Consider the following 2458-nt stretch of genomic DNA (forward strand, 5'->3'; position numbering starts at 1 on the left):
CGGCGGGCTAGCCATCCTGTTAGCAGGTGCTGCTGCTTTTGGAATTAAAAAATTACGTAACAAAAAAGAGCAATAAATCTTATTACAGTAGAATTAAAAAAGGCTTTTCTCAGGGAAAGCCTTTTTCTTTTTTAATAGGATTATTAAGATTCACCATTCCCTCAAAATAGAATAAAGGTTACAATAAAATACCACAAAAAAAACCGCCCAAATTTTTATTAACCCCTTGTATTTGTTCTTGGGTTATCTACTTTATCTTTTCTATACTTACGCATTTTTTCTGGTAACGACATAAACCTTAATAAAATATCTATAAAACTTTTAAGTATTGATTTAAATGAATGCCAATTGTAAAAGCGTTTATTATTAGTTTTAAATAAAAAAAGAAATAGACCAAACATTAAAAGAATTAGACCCTGTAAAACACGTTTTTTTCAAGTAAAGATCCAGAAATAATATCCATTTAGCTCCTTTACTTCTCAACTTAATATGCACATTCATTAAATATATATATATATCATTTTTATTCAATACTTAACAAATTAGAGGTGCTATATTTTTTTCTTACAGAGAACAACATCTTGATGCGATTTACTTACCTTTTATCGAGGAAATAACTCTAACATATTAAATATAATCTATGTTTGCCACCTATAAAATTGTTTTAGTGTTTTTTATCAAAGCACTTTATTTTTTCATTGCCCTCTCATATCTACCTTAAAATAGGGTTTTTTAGTTTTAATAAAATTAAAAAACGGTTTGACTCCACAAATGTCATGGTTAATAATTGCTAATAACCTAACATATTTATGAAACAAAAATTCACTTTCAACAGCGCTCAGTTAAGTAAAATATTACTAACTAAATCAAAATTTAAGTTAACAGAACTAAAATTTTTAACATTAGCACTTTTCTTTACTTTAAGTTTAATTCCACAAACCATTACTAGTCAAAGTAATGTCGAAGCAGGTAATGCCCTTAATTTTAAGCAAGGCGATTTTATATTGGTAAACAATCCAGAAACTTTTAATGTAGGAGCAAATACTAGTTTTACTTTTGAAGCAGTTATAAGATCTTCTTTTAATAATAATATCCAAAGTCGTTGTTTATTTTCAAAAATGGTAGAGAACCATAACCCAGACCAATCTATAACTGGCTATCAAATTTGGGCTAAAAATGGTAAACTAAGTTTGGAATGGGCTGTTGACAACAGAATAGACTACGTCAGCGGTCTGACTCCTATTGCAGATGCGGAATGTCATCATGTGGCCGTAGTAGTCGATAGAAATACCCAAACCGTAAAACTGTATGTAGATGGTATCTTGGAAAATAGTGTTACTCATTCACGTTATGGAGTAAATATTGATAATATAGCACCCGTTTACATTGGTAGAGAAAGGCAAGGTTTTCCAGGTAATTATTGGTATGGAGAAATGGATAATGTTTCTTTTTTTAATATAGCCAGAACTACTTCTGAAATTACTAAAAGTGCTACTACCGCTCTCTCTGGAACAGAAACTAACCTTCTCAGCTACTGGAAATTTGATTCTGGAGTTGTGGGAGCAGACAATACCGCAATAACTATAGCTATGGACGAAACTGGAAATAATCATGGTACTTTAATAAACTTTGATTTAACCGGAAATGAAGTGATAGTAGATGCGTCTAAGGGTCAAGAAGTGACAGGTACTTGGATTGAAGCGTCATGTGCCCTTCTTGTTGCAATAACAGATACCGATGAAGATGGAATTCCAGACAATGAAGATAACTGCCCAAGCACAGCCAATGCAGACCAAGCTGATAATGATAGTGATGGCTTTGGCGATATTTGTGATGATGATGATGATGAAGATGGTATAAACGATGCTACTGACAGCTGTCCTTTAGTTCCAAATTCGGCAATAGCAACTTGGTCTGGTTCAATCAACAACGAATGGACTAACAACGGTAACTGGGTAAACAATTTAAGCCCTGGTTTATCGCCTCAAACAAACATTAGTATTCCTAATGGATTAACGAACTACCCTATAATAGCGTCTACGCAGGCTTTATACTTAGATGCTTGCTTTTATTTAACTATTGAAAGTGCCGCTTCATTAACCATGAATCCATTATCTGTAATTACCAATAATGGAATTGTTACTAATAATGGCACATTTACACTTCAATCGAATGCTGCTGGTTCTGCATCTATAGGTACAGGAACGGGTACTTTTGTAGGTGATGCAACGGTAGAACGTTTTATCCCTGCTAAAAGAGCCTTTAGATTATTAAGTTCGCCTGTTACAACTAGTACATTTATTTCAAACAACTGGCAATTAGGTACTCATATAACAGGATCTTTAACAAATGCAAATGGGTTTGATGCTACAGGCACAGGGAACCCATCAATGTATTCGTTTGATAACATCAGTCAATCATGGAATGCGCTTCCTAACACCAATGCCACTAATTTAAT

The 2458-nt window shown here is 33.2% G+C and carries 2 protein-coding genes; both read left to right on the top strand.

The window, feature by feature from the left end:
* A partial coding sequence (locus Q5N74_RS19000) for a PID-CTERM protein-sorting domain-containing protein (RefSeq protein ID WP_369686043.1) occupies positions 1-76 on the top strand: 76 nt, incomplete at its 5' end.
* A gap of 733 nt (positions 77-809) precedes the next feature.
* A partial coding sequence (locus Q5N74_RS18930) for a LamG-like jellyroll fold domain-containing protein (RefSeq protein ID WP_304390560.1) occupies positions 810-2458 on the top strand: 1649 nt, incomplete at its 3' end.

This window comes from Mariniflexile sp. AS56, assembly GCF_030552475.1.
Taxonomy (GTDB): Bacteria; Bacteroidota; Bacteroidia; order Flavobacteriales; family Flavobacteriaceae; genus Mariniflexile.